18 protein-coding genes are annotated in these 17,920 nt (G+C 66.1%); 8 read left to right on the top strand and 10 right to left on the bottom strand.

Annotation, left to right across the window (positions count from 1 at the left end):
* The first annotated feature begins 43 nt into the window (after window positions 1–43).
* Complete coding sequence (locus KYG_RS21290; RefSeq protein WP_008907005.1) at window positions 44–481, top strand: CBS domain-containing protein; 438 nt, start codon at window positions 44–46, stop codon at window positions 479–481.
* A 225-nt stretch (window positions 482–706) separates the two neighbouring features.
* On the opposite strand, the gene KYG_RS21285 is transcribed toward KYG_RS21290, so the two are convergent.
* The 4 genes from KYG_RS21285 to KYG_RS21270 all read right to left on the bottom strand — a co-directional run bounded on the left by KYG_RS21285 (window position 707) and on the right by KYG_RS21270 (window position 4,842).
* Complete coding sequence (locus tag KYG_RS21285; RefSeq protein ID WP_008907004.1) at window positions 707–1,543, bottom strand: ABC transporter ATP-binding protein; 837 nt, start codon at window positions 1,541–1,543, stop codon at window positions 707–709.
* On the bottom strand, window positions 1,540–2,502 hold the full coding sequence (ntrB, locus tag KYG_RS21280) for a nitrate ABC transporter permease (protein WP_034695759.1): 963 nt from the start codon (window positions 2,500–2,502) through the stop codon (window positions 1,540–1,542). Before ntrB ends, KYG_RS21285 begins: the two co-directional genes overlap by 4 nt.
* A 62-nt stretch (window positions 2,503–2,564) precedes the next feature.
* Window positions 2,565–3,809 (bottom strand): CmpA/NrtA family ABC transporter substrate-binding protein, encoded by a 1,245-nt coding sequence (locus KYG_RS21275; protein ID WP_008907002.1) that lies wholly within the window; start codon window positions 3,807–3,809, stop codon window positions 2,565–2,567.
* Window positions 3,810–4,215: 406 nt separating this feature from the next.
* Window positions 4,216–4,842 (bottom strand): ANTAR domain-containing response regulator, encoded by a 627-nt coding sequence (locus KYG_RS21270; RefSeq protein WP_008907001.1) that lies wholly within the window; start codon window positions 4,840–4,842, stop codon window positions 4,216–4,218.
* A 203-nt stretch (window positions 4,843–5,045) separates the two neighbouring features.
* Here KYG_RS21270 and KYG_RS21265 point away from each other — a divergent pair, with 203 nt between their 5' ends.
* Both KYG_RS21265 and tsaD read left to right on the top strand, forming a co-directional pair.
* Window positions 5,046–6,212 carry a branched-chain amino acid ABC transporter substrate-binding protein gene (locus tag KYG_RS21265; RefSeq protein ID WP_008907000.1) on the top strand — a complete coding sequence of 389 codons (1,167 nt, stop codon included), beginning with the start codon at window positions 5,046–5,048 and terminating at the stop codon, window positions 6,210–6,212.
* Window positions 6,213–6,272: 60 nt separating this feature from the next.
* Complete coding sequence (gene tsaD / locus KYG_RS21260; RefSeq protein ID WP_008906999.1) at window positions 6,273–7,319, top strand: tRNA (adenosine(37)-N6)-threonylcarbamoyltransferase complex transferase subunit TsaD; 1,047 nt, start codon at window positions 6,273–6,275, stop codon at window positions 7,317–7,319.
* Here the strand turns inward: tsaD and KYG_RS21255 are convergent.
* From KYG_RS21255 to KYG_RS21235, 5 genes are all read right to left on the bottom strand, one after another.
* Window positions 7,316–7,984, bottom strand: coding sequence for a plastocyanin (locus tag KYG_RS21255; protein WP_139019441.1), 669 nt, complete (start codon window positions 7,982–7,984; stop codon window positions 7,316–7,318). The genes tsaD and KYG_RS21255 overlap by 4 nt on opposite strands.
* A 10-nt stretch (window positions 7,985–7,994) precedes the next feature.
* Window positions 7,995–8,465, bottom strand: a complete 471-nt coding sequence (locus KYG_RS21250) for a group 1 truncated hemoglobin (RefSeq protein ID WP_008906997.1) — start codon at window positions 8,463–8,465, stop codon at window positions 7,995–7,997.
* Between the two features lie 10 nt (window positions 8,466–8,475).
* The gene (locus KYG_RS21245; protein WP_008906996.1) at window positions 8,476–9,420 is read right to left on the bottom strand and encodes a DUF3034 family protein; all 945 of its coding nucleotides are present in this window, start codon (window positions 9,418–9,420) and stop codon (window positions 8,476–8,478) included.
* A 157-nt stretch (window positions 9,421–9,577) separates the two neighbouring features.
* Entirely contained in the window at window positions 9,578–10,369 is a 792-nt protein-coding gene (locus KYG_RS21240; protein ID WP_008906995.1) for an anti-sigma factor domain-containing protein, read from the bottom strand.
* A 7-nt stretch (window positions 10,370–10,376) separates the two neighbouring features.
* Complete coding sequence (locus KYG_RS21235) at window positions 10,377–10,952, bottom strand: RNA polymerase sigma factor (protein ID WP_008906994.1); 576 nt, start codon at window positions 10,950–10,952, stop codon at window positions 10,377–10,379.
* A gap of 138 nt (window positions 10,953–11,090) precedes the next feature.
* Here KYG_RS21235 and KYG_RS25310 point away from each other — a divergent pair, with 138 nt between their 5' ends.
* From KYG_RS25310 to KYG_RS21210, 5 genes are all read left to right on the top strand, one after another.
* Window positions 11,091–11,387: a hypothetical protein gene (locus tag KYG_RS25310; protein ID WP_008906993.1), complete on the top strand. Its 297-nt coding sequence runs from the start codon at window positions 11,091–11,093 to the stop codon at window positions 11,385–11,387.
* 166 nt (window positions 11,388–11,553) lie between these two features.
* Complete coding sequence (locus KYG_RS21225) at window positions 11,554–12,906, top strand: efflux transporter outer membrane subunit (protein WP_008906992.1); 1,353 nt, start codon at window positions 11,554–11,556, stop codon at window positions 12,904–12,906.
* Window positions 12,907–13,061: 155 nt separating this feature from the next.
* On the top strand, window positions 13,062–14,423 hold the full coding sequence (locus KYG_RS21220) for an efflux RND transporter periplasmic adaptor subunit (RefSeq protein WP_034695754.1): 1,362 nt from the start codon (window positions 13,062–13,064) through the stop codon (window positions 14,421–14,423).
* On the top strand, window positions 14,420–15,196 hold the full coding sequence (locus KYG_RS21215; protein WP_008906990.1) for an ABC transporter ATP-binding protein: 777 nt from the start codon (window positions 14,420–14,422) through the stop codon (window positions 15,194–15,196). Before KYG_RS21220 ends, KYG_RS21215 begins: the two co-directional genes overlap by 4 nt.
* The gene (locus tag KYG_RS21210; RefSeq protein WP_008906989.1) at window positions 15,196–16,401 is read left to right on the top strand and encodes an ABC transporter permease; all 1,206 of its coding nucleotides are present in this window, start codon (window positions 15,196–15,198) and stop codon (window positions 16,399–16,401) included. Before KYG_RS21215 ends, KYG_RS21210 begins: the two co-directional genes overlap by 1 nt.
* A gap of 226 nt (window positions 16,402–16,627) precedes the next feature.
* Here the strand turns inward: KYG_RS21210 and KYG_RS21205 are convergent, their stop codons facing one another.
* Window positions 16,628–17,791: an alpha-hydroxy acid oxidase gene (locus tag KYG_RS21205; protein WP_008906988.1), complete on the bottom strand. Its 1,164-nt coding sequence runs from the start codon at window positions 17,789–17,791 to the stop codon at window positions 16,628–16,630.
* Window positions 17,792–17,920 lie beyond the last annotated feature (129 nt).

Raw genomic sequence — 17,920 nt, 5'->3', positions numbered from 1 at the left:
AAATCTCCCTGTACCTGTTCCAGGCTTCAAGAGGGAGAGTTCCATGACCATCGTCGCCAAGATCCTGCAGTCCAAACCCGACGCCTCCGTCCACACCATCACCCCCGCAGCCTCGGTGCTGGATGCCCTGCGGCTCATGGCCGACAAGAGCATTGGCGCGCTCATCGTCACCGAGGGCGAGGCCATCGTCGGCATCTTTACCGAGCGCGACTACGCCCGCAAGATCGCGCTGATGGGGCGCACTTCTGCGGTGACACAGGTGAAGGATGTGATGACCTCGGCCGTGATGTTTGTGCGGCCCGACCAAACCAGCGAGCAATGCATGCAGATCATGAGCAACAACCGCCTGCGCCACCTGCCGGTGCTGAGCAACGGCAAGCTCGTGGGCATGATTTCCATCGGCGACCTGGTCAAGGACATCATCTCCGAGCAGAAATTCATCATCGAGCAGCTTGAGAACTACATCACCGGAACGCATTAAGGGGCAACCCCCTGTGGCGCTTCGCGCCTTCCCCCTTCTCTCGAATGGCTGCGCCATTCGGGAAGGGGGACACACCCGGCGCGGCGGGCGGCCCTTGCGCGGGTGCACTGGTCTGGAGCTGCGCGCGTGCGGCGGCCCCGCCATGGAACACAACGAAAAGGGCTCTGACCGATCTGGTCGGGGCCCTTTTGTCATGGGGGTCCGGGTCGCGGCCGACCCGGGCGCTCACGCGGCCTTTTCGACGTGCCCCTGGCGGGTGTACAGGAAGTCGATCACCGCCTTGCGGTAGTGAACGTACTGCGGGTCTTCGGCCAGCTCCACGCGTTTGCGGGGGCGGGGGAGGTCAACGGAGAGCACCTCGCCAATCGTGGCAGCAGGGCCGTTGGTCATCATCACGATCTTGTCGGACAGCAACACGGCCTCGTCCACGTCGTGGGTCACCATCACGACGGTGCTGTGCGTGCGTGCCACGATCTCCAGCAGTTCGTCCTGCAGCTTGGCGCGCGTGAGGGCGTCGAGCGCGCCGAAGGGCTCGTCCATCAGCAGCACCTGGGGCTCCATGCTCAGGGCCCGGGCAATGCCCACGCGCTGCTTCATGCCGCCAGATATTTCGCCGGGTCTTTTTTGCCCAGCAGGCGTGAGGCCCACCAGTGCCAGCGCGGCGTCGGTGCGTGCGCGCAGTTGCGCCTTGCTTTCCTTGGCCCCAAACACCCGCTCCACCGCGAGGTAGATGTTGTCAAAGCAGGTGAGCCAGGGCAGCAGCGAGTGGTTCTGGAAGACGACGGCGCGCTCGGGGCCGGGGCCCTTGATTTCCTTGTTGGCGCAGAGCAGTGCGCCGTTGGTGGGCGTGGTCAGGCCCGCGATCAGGTTCAGGAGCGTGGACTTGCCGCATCCTGAGTGGCCGATCAGCGCCACGAACTCGCCTTTGGCGATGGTCAGGTTGATGTCCCGCAGTGCCGGGAACAGGCCCTTGGCCGTCTTGAAGGTCTGCTCGACGCCATGCACCTCGATGAACTTGGTGGACAGCGAGGGATGTGTCGAGGGGTTCGTATTCGTGTTCATGCTTTCACCTCTTCAAACGTAAATGCGGTAGCGAGTTTGATGAGCGCAAACTCCAGCACCAGCCCCACGATGCCGATCACGAAGATCGCGATGATGATGTTCTTGACGTTCAGGTTGTTCCACTCGTCCCACACCCAAAAGCCGATGCCCACGCCGCCCGTCAGCATCTCGGCGGCCACGATCACCAGCCACGCGGTGCCCACGGCCAGGCGCACACCGGTCAGCATGTAGGGCAGCACGGCAGGGAAGAGAATCTTGGTGGCGATCTTCCATTCCGACAGGTTCAGCACGCGGGCCACGTTCATGTAGTCCTGCGGCACGCGCTGCACGCCCACGGCCGTGTTGATGATCATGGGCCAGATGGAGCAGATGAAGATCGTCCAGATGGCGGCCGGGTTGGCACCCTTGAACACCAGCAGGCCAATCGGCAGCCAGGCCAGCGGCGACACCGGCCGCAGCAGGCTGATGAGCGGGTTGAACATGCGCGAGAGAAACGCGAAGCGCCCGATGACGAAGCCCGCCGGAATGCCAACCAGCGCCGCCATGCCAAAGCCGATGGCCACGCGCTGCAGGCTCATCAGCACGTTCCAGCCCACGCCCTGGTCGTTGGGGCCGTTGCTGTAGAACGGGTTGCTGAACACTTCCAGCGCCTGCAGCCAGGTGTCCTTGGGGCTGGGAATGCTGCCACCCGTGGTGGTGGAGACCACCGCCCACAGGCCGATGAGCAGACCCAGGCCGCACAGCGGCGGCAGCACTGCCATCCAGAAGCTGCGCGACCACGCGGCCCAGTCGCGGACGGGGGCTGCCGGGGCGGTGGCGACGGTGCCTGCGGATGCAGATTTTGAGTGTTTTTGGCCTCTGGCGCTTGTGGGTATTGCGCCAATAGCTACATTATTCATAGCATTCTGTGACGCCACGGGGGCAGCATCCAATGGGGTGTGAAAAACGGCACTGACCATGGTGTTCTCCTGTGAGGGGCCGGGTGTGCGGGGCGGGTGCGGGGTGCGGCGGGGCCGAAGGATCAGGCCTTGATCTTGAAACCGTCGGCGTACCTGGCGGGTTCCTTGCCGTCCCACACCACGCCGTCAATGAGCTTGCTGGTGCGCATCACGTCCTTGGGCACATTGATCTTCATGGCGCTGGCCACCGACTTGTACAGCTCCACCTGGTTGACCTCCTTGGCCACGGCCAGGTAGTCGGGGTGGCTCTTGAGCAGGCCCCAGCGCTTGTGCTGCGTGAGGAACCACATGCCGTCGGACAGGTAGGGGAAGTTCACCGCACCGTCGTTGAAAAACTTCATGTGGTTGGGGTCGTCCCAGGTCTTGCCCATGCCGTTCTGGTAGCGGCCCAGGATGCGCTGGTTGATGGCATCCACGCTGGTGTTGACGTAGGCCTTGCCGGCCACCGTCTCGGCCATCTTCATCTTGTTGGACAGGCTGGCGTCAATCCACTGGCTGGCCTCCAGCACGGCCATCATCACGGCGCGCGTGGTGTTGGGGTACTTTTTGACGAACTCGGCTGTGGTGCCCAGCACCTTTTCGGGGTGGTCCTTCCAGAGGTCCTGCGTGGTGTTGGCCGTGATGCCGATGCCATCCATGATGGCGCGGTGGTTCCAGGGCTCGCCCACGCAAAAACCGTCCATGTTGCCCACGCGCATGTTGGCCACCATCTGAGGCGGCGGCACGGTGATGAGCTTGGCGCCCGACAGCGGGTTGATGCCCGCCGCTGCCAGCCAGTAGTGCATCCACATCGCGTGCGTGCCCGTGGGGAAGGTGCCCGCGAAGGTGTACTCGCGCTTTTCCTTCGCCATCAGCGCCGCGAGGCTGGGGCCGTCCACCGCGCCCTTGTCTGCCAGTGCTTTCGACAGCGTGATCGCCTGGCCGTTGTGGTTCAGGCTCATCAGCACGGCCATGTCCTTCTTGGGGCCGGCAGTGCCCAGGTGCACGCCATAGATCAGGCCATACAGCACATGGGCAAAGTCGAGTTCGCCGTTCACCAGCTTGTCGCGCACACCGGCCCAACTGGCTTCCTTGTTGGGGATGATGGTCACGCCGTATTTCTTGTCAAAACCCAGCACCGAGGCCATGACCACGCTGGCGCAGTCGGTCAGCGGGATGAAGCCGATCTTGACTTCCTTCTTCTCGGGGGCGTCGGAGCCCGCTGCGTGGACGAGTGCGCGCAGCGCGGGGCTCACACCCACAGCGCCCACGGTGGCGGCCTGCAGCACGGTGCGGCGGTTGAGGCTGGTTTTGAGCAGATCGGTCATGGTGCATCCCTGGTGGCGTGAAAAAACAAAAAAGGCGTCCTCACACCGCGCCTGGCGGGCTGCATCAAAGCAACGCCGGGTGCGGGTGGGGACGCCTTTGTCCTGGGTGGAGCCTGGAACGGGTCCGGGGCTCCTTGCCAGCACCGGCCCGCCGTTGGGTCAGTGCTGTCAGTGGTCAGACCTGCATTGGTCTTGTGCTGTGTGATGCAAAGCGCGTGCCAGCCCGCACTGGGCCATGTTGGAACGTTGGGTGCTATGGAATGAATAGCTGTCTGCGCTTGATCAGAAAGCGCTGGAAGCCTGCAGGACTTGCAGCAGGAATGTTCTTGTTGTGATGCAAGTGGTCGCACTGCCTTTGTGCGGTGCACCATTTGGGATGGGCCGCCGGAACGGGCCGCGGTCTGTCTCAGCCCAGCAGCTCCATCACATCCAGCATGCGCTGCGCCACATCGCCCAGCTTCAGGCCCTTGTCCATGGCCGTCTTGCGCAGCTTTTCGTAGGCGGCCTGTTCGGTCAGGCCCTGGCGCTGCATGAGTAGGCCCTTGGCGCGGTCGATGGTCTTGCGGTCTTTGAGCTCGGTCCTGGCGTCGGCCAGCTCGGCCCGCAGGGCCTGTTCGTGCTGGAAGCGGGCCATGGCCACGTCCAGAATGGGGCGGATGCGCTGGGGTGCCAGCCCCGCCACGATGTAAGCAGACACTCCGGCCGCCACCGCGTCCTTTACATGCGAGGTGTCATCGTCGTTGGTGAACATCACGATGGGACGGCGCGCGTCGCGCGTGGCCATCACCACATGCTCCAGCGCGTCGCGGGCTTCGCTCTCGGCGTCCACAATGATCAGGTCGGGCTGCAGCTGCGCGATGCGCTCGCTCAGAAACACGTCGGCAGGCAGCGTGGCCACCAGGTTGAAGTTGTTCTCCAGCAGCCCGATGCGCAATGCCCGGGAGCGCTCCGCCTGCAACACGGCGTGCTCGTCGCCGGCTTCGGTCACGGCCAGGTCCGGGGCTACCACCACGATGCGCAGAGTCTCTTTCATGGGCATGAGGCAAGCAATTTTTACGCCACAAGTTGGTGCATCAAACCGGTGCAGCACAGAGATGTGACCCGCCTCAACGGCGCTTGCTTGCAGGGCCTGAAACTTGCTAATAGTTTGCTGATGGGCAGGGCATACCCGATAGCGTCTTTGCCATCATGTCGCATATACATCTGGTCACATTGATCTATACAAAGAGGATTTGCATGAACAAGCACATGGATCGGCGGCGCTTTGCTGCCGGTATGGCGTTGACCACGGTGGCCGCTTCGGCGCTGCTGGTGCTCTCGGGCTGCAGCAAGGTGCCAGACACCATCAAGATCGGTGTGGCCCAGCCGCTGAGCGGGCCGCTGGGTGCCCTGGGGCAGGATCTGCTCAACGGCGTGCAGCTGGCGGTGGACGAGCTCAACAAGGGCGGCTACACCGTGGACGGCAAGCGCGTGACGCTGGAAATCGTCTCGGTGGACGACAAGGCCGATGCCGCCACCGGCAAGACCGTGGCGCAGCAGCTGGTGGATGCCGGGGTGGTCGCCGTGGTTGGCCACCTCAACTCGGGCGTGAGCATTGAGACCGCGCCCATCTATGCCGCCAAGGACATCGCGCAGATCGCCATTTCCACCAACCCCCGGTTCACGCAACTGGGCTTTTCCACCACCTTCCGCATGGTGGCCAACGACACCCTGCAGGCGCGTGCCATTGGCTCGTTTGCCGCCACGCAGCTGGGCGCTGCCCGCTACGCTGCGCTCGACGATGGCACACCCTACGGCAAGGGCCTGGCCGATGGTGCTGCCGAGCAGCTCAAGGCCGAGAAGAAAGAGGTCGTGGTGCGCAAGTCGTTTGACGACAAGACCACGGCTTTTGACGAGCTGGCTGGCGAGCTCAAGGCAGCCAACGTCGATGTCATCGTGTCCACCCTCAACGACTTCCAGGCGCTGGCGCTGCTCGAAGCCCTGCGCAAGGTGGACCACACCAAGGTCAGCCTGCTGGGGGGCGACACGATCAAGACCACCGACATGACCAAGGCCATGGGCATGGTGGAAGGCATCTACGCCACCTCGCCGGTGCTCGAGGCCAAGGAATTCACCGCGGGCAAGCCGTTCCTTGAAAAGTACATGGATGCCTTCAAGAAGCCGCCCGCTTATGGCGGCCACTACAGCTACGACAGCACCTACGTGCTTTCGGCCGCCATCCAGAAAGCCAAGTCGGCGGACCCCAAGGACATCACCAAGGCCCTGCACAGCATCAATGGCTATGCGCCGGTGATTGGCACCATGACCTGGGACGACAAGGGCGAGCAGCGCTACGGCGCCGTGGGCGTGTATGAACTGCGTGCCGGCAACTGGGAACTGCGCATGCGCTCGGACCGCTGGTAAGCAGCGTAGCCAGGGGGCCAGCCGCCGGGGAGACCGTGAGCTGGCTCTTACACTCGGGGCATGAGCTTGCTGATCCTGGGTATTGAATCTTCGTGCGACGAAACAGGCGTGGCACTGGTCCGTTCCACGGGCAATGCCGTGCCCACGTTGCTCTCGCACGCACTGCACAGCCAGATCGACATGCACCAGGCCTACGGTGGCGTGGTGCCCGAACTGGCCAGCCGCGACCACATCCGCCGTGTGCTGCCGCTGGCCAAAGAGGTGCTGGCCGAGTCCGGCCAGACGCTGGCGGACGTGGACGTGGTGGCCTACACCCGCGGGCCGGGTCTGGCCGGTGCGCTGCTGGTGGGCGCTGGCGTGGCCTGCGCCCTGGGGGCGGCCCTCAACAAGCCGGTGCTGGGTGTGCACCACCTTGAGGGGCACCTGCTGTCGCCCTTCCTCAGCGCCGATCCGCCCGAATTCCCCTTTGTGGCGCTGCTGGTATCGGGCGGCCACACCCAGCTGATGCGGGTGGACGGCGTGGGCCGCTACGAGATCCTGGGCGAAACCATTGACGACGCGGCGGGCGAGGCATTCGACAAATCCGCCAAACTCATGGGCCTGGGTTACCCCGGCGGGCCCGCGCTGTCGCGCCTGGCAGAGCAGGGCGACCCTGCGGCCTTCAAGCTGCCGCGCCCGCTGTTGCACAGCGGCAATCTCGACTTCTCTTTTGCGGGGCTCAAGACGGCGGTGCTGACGCAGGCCAAAAAGCTGGGCGACGGGCTGCAAGCGCGCAAGGCCGACCTGGCCGCAAGCACCGAGGCCGCCATCGTCGAAGTGCTGGTGAAAAAGACACTGGCGGCGCTCAAGCAGACCGGGATGAAACGGGTGGTCGTGGCGGGTGGCGTGGGGGCCAACCGCCATCTGCGGGCCCAGCTCAATGCCGCCTGCGCCGCTGCCAAGGTGCGCGTGCATTACCCCGAACTGCACCTGTGCACCGACAACGGCGCCATGATTGCCATGGCAGCTGCCATGCGGCTGCAGGCCGGGCAGCAGCAGGCCAACACCGACTACGCGTTTGACGTGAAGCCGCGCTGGCCGCTGGATGCGATCGGGCTTGCAGGTTAGGAGGCAACCCGTGGTGCCCTGCGCACCCGGGGCACCACGCTCAGCTGCACAGTCTCCAGCACCGGCCCCGGCACCACGTTGAGCGCCTTGCGGGGCACATCCACCAGCTGCTCGGCGTGCCACACCCGTACCTGCGTGGCGCCGTCTGGCACCCCCGGGAAGCGTGCAATCCCGTCGGCATCGGTTTTCAGTGTCCAGCCCGAATCGGTCACAAACACATGGCCGCGCATGGAGCCGTGCAGGTGGCACGACAGCAGCACCACGCCCGGTGTGTCGAGCCGGACCTCGGTCGAGCTGGCAGGTTTGTCGTCGGCCTTGCCCGCCAGGCGCAGTTCAAAACCCGCAGCGGCGGGCGCTGCTGCTGCCGACAGGCCCGCCGGAGCGCCGCGCACGTGGTGGTCCCAGCGGTCCTGGTTGGTAAACCGCACGGTGGCGCCGGGCTCGACCACGGTGACCGCCGGCACAAAGCGCATGCGTTCCTGCTCTATGGTGGGGGTGGCCTGCAGCAGGCTGGGCGCTGCGCTGCCTGTGGCGGCCGGGTACAAAACCACCACGGCCTCGGGCACGGGCTTGCCGTCGCGGTCCAGCACCTGGATCTGAACGTTTCCGGCGCTAGCGCCCGTCCATAAAGCGCAGGCAGCTACAAAAATAATAGTGTTTTTCATCTGGATGGCCTTAGCGGACGGTGATCACGTCCCGGTGCATGGGCGCCAGCAGGGCGAGCAGGCGGTTTTGCTGGGCGAATGGTATGCCCTGGGCATCCATGGCGGTTTGCAGCACCTCCACAAGGGCGTTGAAATGGCCCTTGTTGATGTCCATGTCGGCATGGGCCGATTTCATGTCAGCGCCTTCGTATTGGCAAGGGCCGCCGCTGAGCTGGCAGATCTGGTCGGTCAGGCTTTCCTTGAGGGCGGAGGGCTTTACCTCCTTGAAATGGCCGCCGATGCGCGGGTCCTGAGCCAGACGGTTCACAAAGTCGTCCATCAGCCGGGTGATACCGGGCTTTTCCCCCAGCGCCTGGTACAGGCCTGCCGGGGCGGCGGCAGGGTTTGCCGATGGCGCTGCAGCGGTCTGCGCATAGGCGGGGGCAACCAGCAGGCTGCCCAGTGCGATGGCCAGGGTGATGAGGGTTTTGGGGTGCGTCATGACAATTTCCTCAAAAAGCGACCTGTGCGGACAGGTAGTAGCCGGTCTGGCGGCGGTTATTGGTGATGCCGGGCACGATGCGGCCCAGGTCCACGTAGGCCAGCGTGAGCGACACGTTCTTGCTGGGCGCCCAGGCGATGAAGATGTCTTTCCAGTCGTCCTCGCGCAGCGCGGTGCCAAGGCCGGCCGCTGCGCCCAGCGTCTGCAGGTTGTTGGGCTTGAAGCGGACTTCGGCGCCCACCGCCAGGTTTTTGTTGATGAGGTACGCCACCGAGAACTCGGGCCTCAGGCTGCGGCTGTTTTTGCCGGGTGAGGCAGAGCCGAAGCCCAGCAGGCCGTTCTGGTTGGCGTTGGTGTAGCGCAGCGTGCCGTTGACCAGCAGGCTTTGCGCCAGCAGCAGCTTGGTGGCGCTCACGTACACATCGGTGCCGCTGGTTCGGGCGCCCAGAAAGTCCAGCACCGATCCGAGGGAGCCGGGGCGCACACGCTTGTGCTCCAGGCCCACCGCAATCTGCGGCATCCAGCGGTCGCTGTCGAGTACGGCGTCGCCCGCCACTTTGAGCTTGACGCCCAGCACGTCCATCTTGATGTGCTGGCCCGGCGTGACACCAAACGGCGCGATGCCATTGAGGGCGACGGCGGGCGAGGCATCAAAGTCCTGGCGCGCCAGCGACAGCTCCACCCTGTCGTTCCAACCCACGGCCACGCCGTAGCCGGTGAGGCCGTAGTCCTGCGTGGCTGCGCGGGTGGCGTAGCCTGTAAAGCCCACCTCGCCCTCGGTGGCGTTGCTGCCGATCACCGCCCACGGGGTCAGCCCGCCACCCGCCGATCCCGCGATGGTGCTGACCCCACCGGTCAGCAGCAGCTTGCCGGTGTCGGCGTGGGCGAGGCTGGTGGCGGCAAGGGCCAGCGCGGCGGCGCATGCCAGCCGGGTAAAGGGGGGTCTGTGTGTCATCGTGGTCTCCGGAAGGAAGAAGCTGGGGTGTAAGAAGTTGTTGCCACGTCCTACATACGACCACGGATCCCCACCAGATTCACGGATTCCGAAAATTTCTGCCGAAACGGCCGACGGGCCCCGTCCCAGCCCCTCAGCTCCCCAGCCCCTCAGCCGTTTACAACTGGCGCTGGATCAGCGCGCCCTTGAATAGCACTGGCCCGGTGGGCCCGGTCTCGCTCGGCACGCCGCCCTTGGGCTCCAGGCTGATGGCCAGCGTGGGCACCTGGCGCACATCGGCTTCGCCGGCTGCCAGCGTGAGCAGCTTGTCCTGCCCCAGCACGCCCAGCGAACGCGGGCCACCGGCGGGCGGCAGCGCCCACAGCTGCAGCGATTTGTCTGAACCCTCCTGAAAGTCGCCCACGCGCTGCAGCACCAGCTGGTTGTTCCGGGGGTCGAACGTGACCAGCATCGAGGCGGCCGCCTTGTCATCGGCCAGCACGGCCACGTACTGGATCTGCGGGGTGGCCTGCAGCTGCTGCTGCAACGCGGCAATCTGCGCGCCGGTGGTGGCCCGCAGGCCACCATTGACCTGCACACCCACCACCACGGCTGCCAACGTGGCGATGGCACCCGCAGCGGCGGCACCGCGCCACACCAGCAGGTTGCGCCACCAGCCACCCGGGGCCGCAACAACCTGGGGCACACGCGCAGCCTGCAGGGCCGCCGCAGCCTTGTCGGCCTGAACGAGGTTGTCGATGCGGGTCCACACGGCGGGGCCGGGGTCGATGGCGGGCTGCAGCTCGGTCAGGCCCGACCAGCGGGTCTGCCACACCAGGGCGGCGGCGCGCACGGTGGCGTGCTCGCGCGCCAGGGTTTCAAAACGGCGGCGGGCGCCGCCGCGCAGCGTGCCCAGGGCGTAGCTGGCGGCCAGGCGGTCGATGAGTTCGGGGTGTTGAATGATGTTCATGGCCGCCTCACGCAAAACGCGCCATGCAGGTGCGCAACTGCTCCAGCCCCCGGCGAATCCAGGTCTTGACGGTGCCCAGCGGCAGCTTGAGCTGCTCGGCCAGCTCCCCATGGCTCTGGTCGCGCAGATAGGCCAGGCTCACCACCTCGCGCTGCTTGTGGTCGAGCTTGCCCAGGCAGTGATGCAGCGCAAACGACTGCTCGCTGGCATCGGCCGTGTCCATGGGGTTGGGCGAATCGCCTTCCAGCGTCTGGGCCAGCTCGTCGTCCAGCTCGTTCATCAGGTCGGCCCGGTCGCTGCTGCGCTTGCGCAGCGCATCCAGCGCCCGGCTGCGCACGATGAGCCCCATCCACGCCATGGGCGGGCTCAGCGATGCGCGGTAGTTGCCCGCTCCGCGCCAGATGCTCAAAAACGCCTCCTGCAGCACGTCCTCGGCCACATCGCGGTTGCGAACAATGCGCAAGGCCAGGCCAAAAAGCGGTGACGAGGTGCGCTCGTACAGCTTTTTGAGCGCACAGGCGTCCTGCGCGGCGATGCGGTCAAGGAGGTCCATCAGTTCACGGTCTGGTTGGAGGGTGCTCATGCGCCCATTCTCTGGGATTGGCTGGTTCTCACGGGGTTGCAGGGAATTGCTGCAGGTAAGTACGCGCAATACGGGGCGATGGATTCACCAGGCCAGAAACGGCAAAGGCCGCAGCGCGGCATACCGATGGCGTGGCCGATGATCACACCCTTGGTGCAGCTGTCGCTGCTGGAGCGCAACGGCCAGCAGAGGCTGCTGTCGCAGCGCGAAGCCTTGCGCGACCACATCAGCCAGTACATCGACAGGCGCCTTGGCGATCCCGAATTCACCATCGACCGCATGACCCCGGCGCTCAACTGCAGCAAGCGGCACCCTGGCCAACAGGCGTGCTGGGCCGGTTGTGCGGGGCCGCAGGCTCATGGTTTTAAGTACACGGTGCCTCGGCACGGTCGCCCAGCGATCGTTGACTTGCATCAATTCTTTACGTGGGCTTGACCCAGTCTCTGCCCGGTGTGCGCAATCGCTGCTCACAATGGGGCTTTCCCTTGCGTTGCCATTGCTCATGCGTTTTCTCCCACCTGCCTCTCCACGCGCTCTCACCGCCCGCGCAGCGCGATCGTTGCGAGCTGCGCCGTGGCGGCAAACGGCCTTGACTTTGTGCGTGCTGGTCACCGCTGGTTGTGCCAGCTTGGCACCCACCGACGACGCCTGGCCGAAGGTGGCCGTTCCCGCGGTTTGGTCAGCGGGGAGCAACGCCACCGCGCAAGGGGCTGCGGCCACATCGTTGGCCCAGTGGTGGCAGCGGTTGGACGATGCTGTGCTCACCACGCTGGTCGAGCAAGCCTTGCGTGCCAACACCAGTGTGCGCACCGCCCAGGCCGCCTTGCAGCAAGCGCGTGCCCAGGTGGATGTGCAGTCCGCCGGTTTGCTGCCCAGCGTGGGTGCATCGGCATCGGCACAGCGCAGCCGGGCGAACAACAACACTGGCAACACCTTCCAGGCCGGTTTTGATGCGAGCTGGGAGCCCGATGTGTTTGGCCGCGTGCGCAGCGGCGTGAGCGCCAGCGAGGCCGATGCGCGTGCGGCAGAGGCCAGCCTGGCCGATGTGCAGGTGTCGCTGGCGGCCGAAGTGGCCGTCAACTACATCGAGCTACGCGGGCTGCAGCAGCGCCTGGCCATTGCGCGCAGCAACCTGGCCAGCCAGCAAGAGACCTTGCAGATCACCCAGTGGCGCCTGCAGGCAGGGCTCACCACCTCGCTAGTCACCGAGCAGGCCCGTGCAGCGGCCGAGCAAACCGCAGCGCAGATTCCCAGCCTGGAAGCCAGCCTGGCGCAGTCGCGCTACAGCCTGGCAGTGCTGACAGGCCAGGTGCCCGGCGCGCTCGACGCTACCCTGGCCGCCAGTGCCCCCGTGCCTCAGCCGACCGCAGAGCTCGCCTTGGCGATCCCTGCCGAGACCTTGCGCCAGCGGCCCGATGTGCGTGCGGCCGAGCAACGCATTGCAGCCGCCCTGGCGCGCGTGTCGCAGGCCGATGCGGCGCGCTACCCCAGCTTCTCCCTCGGCGGCTCGCTGGGCCTGCGTGCCCTCACGCTGGGCGCGTTGTCGGGGGGCAGTGCGGTAACCAGCGCCTTGCTGGGCAGCGTGTCCATCCCGCTGCTGGATGGGGGCGCCGCCCGCGCCCAGGTGCGTGTGCAGTCCGCGGCGCTGGAGCAGGCCCGCGTGGCCTACGAAGCCACCGTGCTCACGGCCCTGCAGGATGTGGAGAACGCGCTGGTGTCCTTGCGTGGCGATAGGGAAAAGCTGGAGCGACTGACGGCCGCCGCAGACGCCGCCCGCAACGCCGCGCTGCTGGCGCAGCAGCGCTATAGCAGCGGATTGATTGACTTTCAGGCGGTGCTGGAGACGCAACGCACGCTGCTGTCCACGCAGGAGAGCGTGGCCATCACCACCGCTGCCGTCGCGGCAGACCATGTGCGCCTCTATAAGGCGCTGGGCGGCGGCTGGAAGACATGAAGCCCCCCTGAGTCGCTGCGCGCCTTCCCCCCGCTCTCGCATTGCTGCGCAATGCGGGCTGGGGGACGCAGCCCTCACTGCGGGGCGGCCCTTGCTCGGCTGCCTGCACTTTGGCCGCGCCAGTTTCATGCGCTATGAGTAACTGATTTGATCTTATGACTGATAAACCTTCCTCTCCCCCGTCCAGCCTCGAAGCACTCCTGGGTGCCGACCGTCCGCGCCGCTGGTGGCAGCGCACTACCGTGTGGCTGGGGGTGGCCGCGCTCGTGGTGGTGGGCGGTGGCTTGTATGCCTGGCAATCGCGCCAGAGCGCCAGCGCTGCACCCACCTATGTCACCGAAGAGCTGCGCCGGGGCAACCTCACGCTCACCGTGTCGGCCAACGGAACGCTGCAGCCCACGCGCTCGGTCACCATTGGCAGCGAGTTGTCAGGCACCGTGCGCAACGTGTTGGTGGATGTGAACGACAAGGTCAAGAAAGGGCAGCTGCTGGTAGAGCTGGACACCGCCAAGCTTGAATCGCAGGTGCTGCGCTCGCGCGCCTCGCTGGCGTCGGCGCAGGCCCGCCTGGCCCAGGCCGTGGCCACCACCAAGGAGGCCATTGCCAACTTTGGCCGGCTCGAAGAAGTGGCTCGGCTGTCGGGCGGCAAGGTGCCATCGGCCGCCGAGCTGGACGCAGGCCGCGCCACGCTCGACCGTGCCCGCGCCGACGAAACCAGCGCCCGCGCCACGGTAGAGGACGCACGCGCAGCGCTGTCCACCGACGAAACCAACCTGTCCAAGGCCTCCATCCGCTCGCCCATCGACGGCGTGGTGCTGACCCGCACGGTGGAGCCTGGCAACGCGGTGGCTGCATCGCTGCAGGCCGTCACGCTGTTCACCGTGGCCGAAGACCTCACGCGGCTGCGGCTGGATGTGAGTGTGGACGAAGCCGATGTGGGTTCGGTCAAGGTGGGTCAAGACGCGAGCTTCACGGTCAGCGCCTATCCCTCGCGCCGCTACCCGGCCCAGGTCACGCGGGTGTCGTTTGGCTCCACCAAGACGGACAACGTGGTCACCTACATCACCTGGCTGGAAGTGAACAACAGCGACATGAGCCTGCGCCCCGGCATGACGGCGGCGGCCACCATCACCTCCACCGAGCGCAAGGATGTGCTGCTGGTGCCCAACACGGCGCTGCGCTTCACGCCCGCGCAGGCTGCGGGTGCAGAGGCCAAGCCCGGCGCGGGTGGCGCCAAGCCTGCCGCATCGGGTAGCAGCAGCGGCGGCATCATGTCGCAGCTGATGCCACGCATGCCACGGTCTGGCTCCGGCCCACGCAAACCAGGTGCTGGTGCTGAGGCGGGCGATGGCGCGGGCAAGACGCGGCAGGTGTGGGTGCTGCAGGACGGTGCGGCCAAACCCATCGACGTTCAGGTGGGCATCAGCGATGGCCGCCATACCGAGGTGACGGGCGAAGGCCTCACGCCCGGCATGGCCGTGATCACCGACCAGCGCGCGGCAGGGGCCAAGCCATGAGCGTGGCGGGCGACATCCCCATCATCCGCCTGCGCGGTGTGACCAAGTTCTATGGCGAAGGTGCGCTGGCCTTCCAGGCCCTGAAGGGCGTAGACCTGGACATTGCCCAGGGCGACTTTGTGGCCATCATGGGCCCCAGCGGCTCGGGCAAGTCCACCGCCATGAACACACTGGGCTGCCTGGACCGGCCCACCACGGGCGAATACCTGTTCAAGGGCGTGCATGTGGAGTCGCTCTCGCGCGACGAGCGGGCACGGCTGCGGCGGCGCTACTTTGGCTTTGTGTTCCAGGGCTTCAACCTGCTGGCGCGCACCTCGGCGCAAGAGAACGTGGAGCTGCCCCTGCTGTACCGGGGCGAGTCGTCCACCGCGCGCCACGCAGCGGCGGCGCGCGCGCTGGCGGCCGTGGGCCTCACGGGCTGGGAGCACCATACCCCCGCAGAGTTGTCGGGCGGGCAGCAGCAGCGCGTGGCCATTGCACGCGCCATCGTCACCGAGCCTGATGTGCTGCTGGCCGACGAGCCCACCGGCAACCTCGATACCCAGCGCAGCTTCGAGATCATGGAGCTGCTGTGGCGCCTGAATGTGGACCACGGCATCACCGTGCTGATGGTCACGCACGAGCCCGACATGGCCCAGTACGCGCGGCGCATCGTGCGGTTCGTGGACGGGGTGGTGGACAGCGACGCGCCGAATCCGCACCCCAAGGGCCTGGACACTGCTGCGGTATCTACCGCACCGGCCGTGGTCTCCTCGGATTCAGGGGGCCACTGATGCTGCTCAACACCCTGCTGCTGGCGCTGCGTTCCATCCGGCGCAACCTGATGCGCTCGTTCCTCACCATCCTGGGCATCGTGATTGGCGTGAGCGCGGTGATCACCATGGTCACGCTGGGCAACGGCGCCACGCTGGCCATTCAGAACCAGATATCGGGCCTGGGCACCAACCTGCTGCAGGTGCGCCCCGGCCAGCGCATGGGGCCCGGCGGCGGCTCGGGTGCCCCGGCCTTCAAGGACACCGATGCCGACATGATCGCCCAGCAGATCGGCGGCATCCTGGCCGTGGCGCCCGAGGCGCGCGCGGCCGCAACGGCAGTGGTGGGTGGCCGCAACTGGACCACCAGCGTGATCGGCAGCACCAACGCCTGGTTGGAAACTGGCAACTGGACGCTGCGCAGCGGCCGCGTCTTTACCGACGCTGAACTGCGTGCGGGTGCCGCCGTCTGCCTGATCGGTGAAACCGTGCGGCGCGAGCTGTTTGGCACCGCCGATGCCGTGGGCGGCCAGCTGCGCGTGAAGGCGTTTTCGTGCGAGGTGGTGGGCGTGCTGGCGTCCAAAGGGCAGGGTGCGTTTGGCAACGACCAGGACGACACCGTGCTGGTGCCGCTGCGCACGCTGCAGCGCCGCGTGACGGGCAACACACGGGTGAACACGCTGCTGGTGTCCATGAAGGACGGCAGCGACCCCGAGCGGGTGAAGGCCAGCCTCACCCAACTGCTGCGCGAGCTGCGCAAGCTGTCGGACTCGGACGAAGACAACTTCAATGTGCTCGACACCAAGCAGCTGGCCGACACGCTCTCGGGCACCACCAAGGTGTTGACCACGCTGCTGGGAGCCGTGGCGGCCGTGAGCCTGCTGGTGGGTGGCATCGGCATCATGAACATCATGCTGGTGAGCGTGACCGAGCGCACGCGCGAGATCGGGCTGCGTCTGGCGATTGGCGCGCTGGAGCGCGAGGTGCTGCTGCAGTTTCTGATCGAGGCCGTGGTGCTGGCCGCTTTGGGCGGGCTCATCGGCATCGTGCTGGCCACGGGCGCGTCGCTCGCGCTGTCGGGGCTGATGGGCGTGCCCTATCTGTTCAACCCCGGCGTGAACCTGCTGTCGTTTGTGTTCTCGGCCGGGATTGGTGTGGTGTTTGGATACTTCCCGGCGCGGCGCGCGGCGCGCATGGATCCGATCGATGCGCTGCGGCATGAGTGAGCTGGGACGGACGCTGCACTTTTTCTGTCATTGCCGTTCATGGTGAAACTATGGGCGGCTGTCAGGTAAGCGCCAAGAGGGGTGCTGGCCTGCAACGCACCGCTGTGGCAGGTGGCCGCACCAATGCCGGCGGTGCCGGCACTGTGCTCTGCTGCGCGATGGATTCACCGGGCCAGAAACGGCAAAGGCCGCAGCGCGGCCTTTGCCGGGGGCGAGTCTACACAACTCAGGTAGGGTACGTGCCCGGCAGCAGGATGGACCGGTCCACCGTGTTGATGTTGGTGTGGCCGCAAAACGCCATTGTGATGTCCAGCTCTTTCTGGATGATCTGCAGCGCGCGCGTCACGCCCGCCTCGCCAAAGGCGCCCAGGCCATACAGAAAGCTGCGCCCGATCAGCGTGCCTTGTGCGCCCAGGGCGCGGGCCTTGAGCACGTCCTGCCCGCTGCGGATGCCGCCGTCCATCCACACCTCGATATCTTTGCCCGCCGCAGCAGCAATGCCGGGCAGCGCAGCGATGGACGAGGGGGCGCCATCGAGCTGGCGGCCGCCGTGGTTGCTGACGATGAGCGCATCGGCGCCGCTGTTCACGGCCAGGCGCGCGTCTTCGGCGTCCATGATGCCCTTCAGGATCAGCTTGCCGCCCCAGCGCTTCTTGATCCACTCCACGTCGCCCCAGTTGAGCTGCGGGTCAAACTGCTCGGCCGTCCACGACGACAGCGACGACAGATCGCCCACGCCCTTGGCATGGCCCACGATGTTGCCGAAGCTGCGGCGCTTGGTGCCCAGCATGCCCAGGCACCAGCGGGGCTTGGTGGCCAGGTTGATGAGGTTGGCGATGGTGGGCTTGGGCGGGGCCGAGAGGCCGTTCTTGATGTCCTTGTGGCGCTGGCCCAGGATCTGCAGATCGAGCGTGAGCTGCAGCGCCGAGCAGTTGGCGGCCTGGGCGCGGTCGATCAGGCGCTCGATGAAGTCGCGGTCGCGCATCACGTACACCTGGAACCAGAAAGGGTGGTTGCCGGTGTGCTGGGCCACGTCTTCGATGGAGCAGATGCTCATGGTCGAGAGCGTGAACGGAATGCCAAACGCCTTGGCCGCCCTGGCGCCCAGGATTTCTCCGTCGGCATGCTGCATGCCGGTCAGGCCCGTGGGCGCAATGGCCACGGGCATGGCCACGTCCTGGCCCACCATGGTGGTGCGGGTGCTGCGGCCTTCCATGTTCACGGCCACGCGCTGGCGCAGCTTGATGTGCTGGAAGTCGCTTTCGTTGGCGCGGTAGGTGCCTTCGGTGTACGAGCCCGAATCGGCGTAGTCATAAAACATGCGCGGCACGCGGCGCTCGGCAATGACACGCAGGTCTTCGATGCAGGTGATTTTGGAAAGATCGGGCACGCGGAGGCTCCAGAAGGGGGTTGCACCAGGGTGCTGGCGGATGGAGAGGCTGGGCCGAATGTTAGGCAGTTGCGCGCTGGCCGGCCATCAAAATTATTTGGGCCGCGCTGCAACAAATTTCCATGGCCG

Origin of the sequence: Acidovorax sp. NO-1 (assembly GCF_000238595.1) — a bacterium.
Classification (GTDB): Bacteria; Pseudomonadota; Gammaproteobacteria; order Burkholderiales; family Burkholderiaceae_C; genus Acidovorax.
The sequence above is the reverse complement of the archived record's forward strand: the minus strand, read 5'-3'. Positions and strand labels throughout refer to the sequence as shown.

Excerpts from the sequence above, each read along its gene's own strand:
- KYG_RS21290 (WP_008907005.1), top strand. The coding sequence starts at position 44 with ATGACCATCGTCGCCAAGATCCTGCAGTCCAAACCCGACGCCTCCGTC.
- KYG_RS21285 (WP_008907004.1), bottom strand. The coding sequence starts at position 1,543 with ATGAACACGAATACGAACCCCTCGACACATCCCTCGCTGTCCACCAAG.
- ntrB (WP_034695759.1), bottom strand. The coding sequence starts at position 2,502 with ATGGTCAGTGCCGTTTTTCACACCCCATTGGATGCTGCCCCCGTGGCG.
- KYG_RS21275 (WP_008907002.1), bottom strand. The coding sequence starts at position 3,809 with ATGACCGATCTGCTCAAAACCAGCCTCAACCGCCGCACCGTGCTGCAG.
- KYG_RS21270 (WP_008907001.1), bottom strand. The coding sequence starts at position 4,842 with ATGAAAGAGACTCTGCGCATCGTGGTGGTAGCCCCGGACCTGGCCGTG.
- KYG_RS21265 (WP_008907000.1), top strand. The coding sequence starts at position 5,046 with ATGAACAAGCACATGGATCGGCGGCGCTTTGCTGCCGGTATGGCGTTG.
- tsaD (WP_008906999.1), top strand. The coding sequence starts at position 6,273 with ATGAGCTTGCTGATCCTGGGTATTGAATCTTCGTGCGACGAAACAGGC.
- KYG_RS21255 (WP_139019441.1), bottom strand. The coding sequence starts at position 7,984 with ATGAAAAACACTATTATTTTTGTAGCTGCCTGCGCTTTATGGACGGGC.
- KYG_RS21250 (WP_008906997.1), bottom strand. The coding sequence starts at position 8,465 with ATGACGCACCCCAAAACCCTCATCACCCTGGCCATCGCACTGGGCAGC.
- KYG_RS21245 (WP_008906996.1), bottom strand. The coding sequence starts at position 9,420 with ATGACACACAGACCCCCCTTTACCCGGCTGGCATGCGCCGCCGCGCTG.
- KYG_RS21240 (WP_008906995.1), bottom strand. The coding sequence starts at position 10,369 with ATGAACATCATTCAACACCCCGAACTCATCGACCGCCTGGCCGCCAGC.
- KYG_RS21235 (WP_008906994.1), bottom strand. The coding sequence starts at position 10,952 with ATGAGCACCCTCCAACCAGACCGTGAACTGATGGACCTCCTTGACCGC.
- KYG_RS25310 (WP_008906993.1), top strand. The coding sequence starts at position 11,091 with ATGATCACACCCTTGGTGCAGCTGTCGCTGCTGGAGCGCAACGGCCAG.
- KYG_RS21220 (WP_034695754.1), top strand. The coding sequence starts at position 13,062 with ATGACTGATAAACCTTCCTCTCCCCCGTCCAGCCTCGAAGCACTCCTG.
- KYG_RS21215 (WP_008906990.1), top strand. The coding sequence starts at position 14,420 with ATGAGCGTGGCGGGCGACATCCCCATCATCCGCCTGCGCGGTGTGACC.
- KYG_RS21210 (WP_008906989.1), top strand. The coding sequence starts at position 15,196 with ATGCTGCTCAACACCCTGCTGCTGGCGCTGCGTTCCATCCGGCGCAAC.